At 42.8% G+C, this 6616-nt stretch carries 9 protein-coding genes and 1 pseudogene; all 10 read left to right on the top strand.

Features of this window, described 5'->3' with window-relative positions; all coding sequences use genetic code 11:
- Positions 1–801 (top strand): AAA family ATPase (locus tag Q0340_RS03265; RefSeq protein WP_298082142.1); only part of this gene is annotated, 801 nt, incomplete at its 5' end.
- Between the two features lie 15 nt (positions 802–816).
- Positions 817–1737: a methionyl-tRNA formyltransferase gene (fmt, locus tag Q0340_RS03260; RefSeq protein ID WP_298082141.1), complete on the top strand. Its 921-nt coding sequence runs from the start codon at positions 817–819 to the stop codon at positions 1735–1737.
- The gene (locus tag Q0340_RS03255; protein WP_298082140.1) at positions 1731–2246 is read left to right on the top strand and encodes a hypothetical protein; all 516 of its coding nucleotides are present in this window, start codon (positions 1731–1733) and stop codon (positions 2244–2246) included. The genes fmt and Q0340_RS03255 overlap by 7 nt, the downstream gene beginning before the upstream one ends.
- On the top strand, positions 2237–2872 hold the full coding sequence (locus Q0340_RS03250) for a biotin--[acetyl-CoA-carboxylase] ligase (protein WP_298082139.1): 636 nt from the start codon (positions 2237–2239) through the stop codon (positions 2870–2872). The genes Q0340_RS03255 and Q0340_RS03250 overlap by 10 nt, the downstream gene beginning before the upstream one ends.
- The gene (locus Q0340_RS03245; protein ID WP_177389424.1) at positions 2869–3660 is read left to right on the top strand and encodes an AAA family ATPase; all 792 of its coding nucleotides are present in this window, start codon (positions 2869–2871) and stop codon (positions 3658–3660) included. The genes Q0340_RS03250 and Q0340_RS03245 overlap by 4 nt, the downstream gene beginning before the upstream one ends.
- Positions 3648–4511, top strand: coding sequence for a ParB/RepB/Spo0J family partition protein (locus tag Q0340_RS03240; protein ID WP_297881227.1), 864 nt, complete (start codon positions 3648–3650; stop codon positions 4509–4511). The genes Q0340_RS03245 and Q0340_RS03240 overlap by 13 nt, the downstream gene beginning before the upstream one ends.
- Before the next feature lie 74 nt (positions 4512–4585).
- Positions 4586–5008 carry a F0F1 ATP synthase subunit B' gene (locus Q0340_RS03235; RefSeq protein WP_298082138.1) on the top strand — a complete coding sequence of 141 codons (423 nt, stop codon included), beginning with the start codon at positions 4586–4588 and terminating at the stop codon, positions 5006–5008.
- A gap of 10 nt (positions 5009–5018) precedes the next feature.
- Entirely contained in the window at positions 5019–5534 is a 516-nt protein-coding gene (locus Q0340_RS03230; RefSeq protein WP_298082137.1) for a F0F1 ATP synthase subunit B, read from the top strand.
- Complete coding sequence (locus Q0340_RS03225) at positions 5534–6064, top strand: F0F1 ATP synthase subunit delta (protein ID WP_297881233.1); 531 nt, start codon at positions 5534–5536, stop codon at positions 6062–6064. Before Q0340_RS03230 ends, Q0340_RS03225 begins: the two co-directional genes overlap by 1 nt.
- Before the next feature lie 11 nt (positions 6065–6075).
- A pseudogene (locus Q0340_RS03220) lies at positions 6076–6616 on the top strand (F0F1 ATP synthase subunit alpha); the annotation flags it as partial.

Raw genomic sequence — 6616 nt, 5'->3', positions numbered from 1 at the left:
GAATTTTCAATTTCAGACATTGATGACGATGTAAATGATTTCAAAAATAACATAGATGCAGAGATTTCTAATATTAATGACTATTTTGCAGACATAGCAAACAGCAACCCTCAAAATGTTAAAAATATACAAGTATGTTACTCCTTGGAAGACAATATTATTGATAATGTTATTGATGAATTTGCAAGCATACTTAATTTAAAAATATCTGCTACTTCAAAAGATTATTTGCGGCAGGTCGGATACAATAGCGTTTTAAATGCCGAAAATACTCAAAATTTTATTGAACATATTCCATACAGGAACTCACAGGCGTATAATATTTTAATCGATATTTTTTCTTTAGATTTAAATTTCGAGATATATAAACTGCTTATCAAAAAGCATTTAAGAGATATTAATCAATATAAAATATTAAAAGTTTTATATGATAATAAAAAATTAGAACGATCTTCGTTCGGTCAAAGGTGCACCGCAGTTATAGTAATGCTACTTTCTCTTGGGAATAATCCAATTATAATAGATGAACCAGAAACGCATTTGGATAGCTTGCTTATAGCCAACTACTTGGTTGAATTAATCAAACAGCAAAAGAATGGCAGGCAAATTATTTTTGCGACGCATAATGCTAATTTTGTATTAAATGCTGATGCAGAGCTTATTGTAAAATTAGAGAATATTGACGGATTTAGCACTAGCACCTCTTTTACTATAGAAGATTTAAGCCATAGGGAAGATTTGCTAAAACTTGAGGGCGGCAAGGAAGCGTTTAAAAAACGAGAGCAAAAATATGATATTTAGCTTGAGAGGAAGGCAATGAATATAGTTTTTATGGGTACGCCCGAGTATGCGGCTAAAATTTTACGCGCGCTTGCGGAGGCGAAATTTGAGATCGCGGCCGTCTTTACGCAGCCTGATAAGCCCGTCGGCAGGAAGCAAATTTTAACTCCGAGCGAGGTAAAAATTTACGCGCAGCAGCACCTGCCCGCCGTGCCGATATTTCAGCCTGCGAGTTTAAAAGAGGGGGCGGTTGTAGCGCAAATAAAAGAGCTAAAGCCTGATTTTATCGTGGTTGCAGCGTACGGTAAAATTTTGCCGCAGGCTATCCTTGATATCGCGCCTTGTATAAACCTGCACGCCTCGATCCTGCCAAAATACCGCGGCGCGAGCCCGATCCAGAGTGCGCTACTAGCGGGCGAGAAGCAGACCGGCGTGACGGCAATACTGATGGACGCGGGGCTTGACACGGGCGATATGCTTGATTTTGCCTACACGCCTTGCGAGGACAAAACGGCAGCGCAGCTGTTTGACGAGCTGGGCGATCTAGCGGGCGAGCTGATAGTGCGCGTGCTGCGAAATTTTGCAAATTTAACGCCGCTAAAGCAAGAGGGTGCGCAGGCTACGCACTGCAAAAAAATAAGCAAATCAGACGGGCTTTTTAGCTTTGAGCAGAGCTCAGAGCAAATTTATAATAAATTTCGCGCGCTAACGCCCTGGCCGGGGATTTATCTAGCTAGCGGGTTAAAAATTTTAGAACTAGAGCTTTTGCGCGAATCTCGCGGGCGTAAATTTGAACGCGCGGGCGAAATTTTAAGCGTCGATAAGCTCGGCTTTTGCGTTTCTTGTGGCGAGGGCGCGGTTAAGATCATGAAGGTGCAAGAGCCGGGCAAAAAGCCCGTGGACGCTAGCGCCTATCTAAACGGGAAGCGGTTAAAGATCGGCAATCTGCTATGCTAGGTTGGGTTTTGAAGGCTCGCGTTTTGCGCCGCGCTTATGATGCTACGCGGAAATTTTATTTGCGCCGCACTTTTGGCGTTACGACGGAATTTTGCCCCAGGTATCGCTGCGATCGTGAAGTAAAATTTTGCCGTGCGGAATTTCGAAGCGAAGCTCCAAAACCAAGGCTTTATAAAATTTTAAAATTTTACTTCTATGCTCTAAAATTTTACGCTCGCAGGAGCTTTAAATTTCGCTTTGGCGGTTTCGGACTTTACGGCGCTACACCGAACACGCACCATTTAAAATTCTATGATCGTGCCGCAGAATTTTTGCGAGACAGGGCTTTAAAATTTTATCGAAATGCCGCTGGGAAAATCTGCGTTGCCGAAAAATTTAGCAAGATCGTAAAATTTAATGGTGCTAAATTTTATCTTGTCTCAAAACTCTATCGCTACGCGGAATTTAAACGCTTGCAATATTTCAAGGCGAGCCCTTCGTCTTACGCAAGGAGCGGGTTTTGCAAGTAGAATTTGTAGAGCAAATGCCCTCCACGCAGGAGTTTTTGGTGAACGCCGTGCGCGAATGCAGGATAACGCCGCCTTTTGCGATCGCCGCAAATCGCCAAAGCGCCGGTATCGGCTCGCGCGGCAATGATTGGGAGGGCGCGAGCGGCAATCTCGCATTTTCGTTCTGTGTCGCGCAGAGCGATCTGCCCGCAGATGTGCCGCCTCAGTCGGCAAGCATATATTTTGCGATGATTATGCAGGAGCTTCTAGCATCGCTTGGTTCGCAGCTTTGGCTAAAATGGCCCAACGATTTTTATCTGGGCGAGCGTAAAATCGGCGGAGCGATGACAAATAAGATCAAAAATACCCTCGTCTGCGGCATCGGCATGAACCTACTCGGCGCGCCCGAATATGCGGGAATTTTAGATATAAAAATCAGCGCAAAAGACGCTATAGAGGGCTTTTTTGCGCTATATGAAAATAAAATCCCGTGGAAGCAAATTTTTAGAAATTTTTCGTTACAATTCCAAAAATCGCAAAAATTTAGCGTCCATTTAAACGGCGAAAAAATTTCGCTTGCGCAGGCTAAACTTTGCGAAGACGGATCGATCATAATAAACGAAGAAAGGGTTTATGCTTTAAGATGAGTGAAGTAATTACGATTGCCAATCAAAAAGGCGGCGTCGGAAAGACGACCACAGCGGTTAATCTCGCTGCGTCGCTAGCGATAAAGAAAAAGCGGGTTCTACTGATCGATGTAGACCCTCAGGCGAACGCTACGACCGGACTTGGCTTTAACCGCAGCGACTTTGAATTTAACATTTATCACGTCCTAACGGGGCGTAAGAGCATGTCCGAAGTGATCCAAAAGACCGAACTTGAGTTTATGGATCTGGTGCCGTCAAACATCGGACTTGTAGGTATCGAGCGCGAAGTAAGCGAAGAGAAAGACTTCAAACTAATGCTAAAAAATAAAATTTCCGAGGTTAAGGATAGATATGATTTCATAATCATCGATTCGCCGCCGACGCTCGGTAGCATTACGGTAAATGCCTTGGTCGCAAGCGATAGCGTCATCATCCCGATTCAGTGCGAATTCTATGCACTTGAAGGTGTCGCGCTGATCCTAAATACCGTAAAAGTCGTCAAGCAAACGCTCAATAAAAATTTAAAAATTCGCGGATTTTTACCTACGATGTATAGTTTGCAAAACAATCTAGCCAAAGAAACGGTCGCGAATTTACGCGAGTATTTTGATGATAAGCTCTTTCGTATCGGCAAGAGTGATGATCTAGTCATCATCCCGCGCAATATTAAGCTAGCTGAAAGCCCAAGTTTTGGCAAGCCGGTGGTTTTATACGATATAAAATCTGCTGGCTCCATCGCTTATCAAGACCTCGCTAAATCCATAATGGAGCAAAAATGGGCAAGGTAAAAAGAGCGCTCGGGCGTGGGCTCGGTGCGATTTTAGACGACGTAGAAAGCTCCTATAACAGGGAGCTAGAAAGCGGAAATGCAGATAGTTTAGTTATCGAAATCGATGTCGATAAAATCGAGCCAAATCCATATCAACCGCGGCAGAGCTTCGATGAGGAGGCACTTAGGCAGCTGAGCGAAAGCATCGCCCGCCACGGGCTTATTCAGCCTATCATTGTTATTCAAAAAGATGATTCTTACGTCCTTATCGCCGGCGAGCGGCGTCTAAGAGCGACGAAGCTTTTGGGCGAGAGTAAAATCAAAGCCGTAGTCGCGGACATAAAATCTCAAAATTTAAGAGAGCTTGCCCTCATCGAAAATATCCAGCGCGAGGATCTAAATCCTATCGAGCTTGCTAAGTCCTATAAGGAGCTCATCGGCGAATACAGGATTACGCAAGAGGAGTTAGCCGACATCATCAAAAAGTCCCGCACACAGATTACAAACACGTTAAGGCTTTTAAATTTATGCTCCGAAGTGCAAGACGCCATAAGCGCAGATAAAATTTCGCAAGGGCACGCCAAGATAATGGTTGGACTTGAAAAAGAGGATCAAATTTTAGCTCTAAATACCATTTTAGGACAGCGTCTAAGCGTAAGAGATACCGAAAATTTAGTAAAAAAGCTCAAAGATAAAACCGTTCCGAAAGAGAAAAAGTTTGGCGTGGAATTTCAAAGCTTCAAGCCTGAGCTTTTAAAGCTAAAGGCCAAGCTTGATCAATTTGGTAAAATAAGTATCAAAGAGCGTAAAATTTCGATCGAATTTAGCGAAATTTTACAAATTTCCGAGTTTTTAAAGAAAATCGGATGATTTTTTATAGTGTATTTTAATTTTTCATATTGTAAAATACACATTTTGTTTAAAACTAACCTAGAGGAGGTGCGATGCTAGACGTAAGTTTGACCGCCATGATAACGACCATCGTCGTATTTTTAGCTTTGATTTACTTCTTAAATACCAAGCTTTATAGACCGCTACTTTTGCATATGGAAAAGCGAGAAGCTATTATTAAAGAAGATGAGGCAAATGCGATGAAAAACGCACAGGATGCAGATGCCGATAAAGCAGAGATCGTAAGGATCATGGATGCTGCGAAGTTGCAAGCTGTTAAAATAAAGCAAGAGGCGATGGATAGTGCGAAGCAGGCTGCCGCCAGAGAAATAGCCGAGAAAAAAGCCGCGATGGAGGAGGATTTTGATCAATTCTTAGGCGGTTTGGATGAGCAAAAGCGCAACCTAAAAAATGATTTGCAAGCCAAAATTCCGGAATTTAAAAATGCTCTAAGCACTGCCGTGGCTAAAGTATGAGGTTTTTAGTATGAAAAAATATCTATTTTTATTTATCGTTCCGGCGCTTGTTTTAGCAAGCGGTGGGCACGATGGGGTCAAAGACTACGACGTGCTGTGGCGAAGCATAAATTTCATTTTGTTTTTCGGAATTTTGTTTTATCTTTTAAAAGGTCCCGCAAAAGCAGCATATCAAGGTAGAATCAACGGCATCGCATCTAGACTTGAGGCTAATCAAAAAATTTTAAAAGAGTCTGCAGCTCGCAAGGAACAAGCTAAAAAAGATCTGCAAGATGCTAAGGTTCAGGGCGCAGCTTTAATCGAAACCGCTAAAAAAGAGATTGTATTCGCCGCCGAAAAGATAAAAAATGCGACCGAGCAAGAGATTGCGAATTTGCAAAAATCTTTCGACGAGCAGAAGAGCTTTGAGGCGCGTAAGATCAAAAAAGAGGTCGTAAGCGAGATACTGGATGATATTTTTGTATCGGATGATATTAAATTCGGTCAAGACAAACTGGTTAAAATCGTAGAGAAAAAGGTCGGATGATGATAAATAACACCTCAAAAAGATATGTAAACGCCCTGATACTGAGCTATAAAAAAGATGAACTAGGCTCTGTTTTGCAGACGCTCGAGAGCGTCGCGAGCGCATTTAGAATTCCAAAATTCCAAGATATTGTAAAATCTCCGACGCTAAAAGAGGAATCCAAAGTGGAACTTATTGCGTCGTTTATAAAAAATCCAAGCGAAAAAATAGTAAATTTTATTAAACTTCTAGCTAAGAATAGGCGTATTGCGCTGATCCCGCAGATAGTCGAGGAACTGCGCAAGAATATTGCGGCGCTGGATAATAAATATTTGGGTAAAATTTATTCCGCTACCGAAATAGACGCCGCAAAAATAAAAGAGCTAGAGGCTAAAATTTCAAAGAAATTTAATGCAGATATTACTCTGCAACCCGTTAAAAGCGAGCTTGAAGGCATTAAGATCGAAGTCGAGGATCTTGGATTTGAGATTAGTTTTTCAGTTGATAGATTGAAACAAAAAATGAGCGAATATATTTTAAAAGCAATTTAAAGGAGTAAAGCGTGGGTGCGAAAATTAAGGCAGACGAAATTAGCAGCATAATCAAAGAGCGAATCGAAAATTTCGATCTTAGCGTTGATATCGAAGAAACCGGTAAGGTCGTTTCGGTCGCAGACGGCGTTGCTAATGTTTACGGCTTAAAAAACGTAATGGCTAACGAGATGGTCGAATTCGAAAACGGAGCTCGTGGTATCGCGTTAAATTTAGAGGAGAGCAGTGTCGGCATCGTTATTTTAGGCGATACTAGTGGTATTAACGAGGGAAGCAGCGTAAAAAGACTGGGCAAGCTGCTTCGCGTGCCGGTGGGCGATGCTATGATTGGACGCGTGGTAAACGCTCTAGGCGAGCCGATCGACGGCAAAGGCGCGATAGAGACCAGCGATACTAGATTCGTCGAGGAAAAGGCCAAAGGCATCATGGCTCGCAAATCCGTCCATGAGCCGCTTCAGACCGGCCTTAAGGCGATTGACGCGCTAGTGCCGATCGGCCGCGGACAGCGCGAGCTCATCATCGGCGACCGCCAAACAGGAAAAACCACTGTTG

It is taken from the genome of uncultured Campylobacter sp. (genome assembly GCF_938045595.1).
In the GTDB taxonomy this organism is placed as follows: Bacteria; Campylobacterota; Campylobacteria; order Campylobacterales; family Campylobacteraceae; genus Campylobacter_B.
Note: the sequence above shows the minus strand (reverse complement) of the source record. Positions and strands in the feature narration are given on the sequence as shown.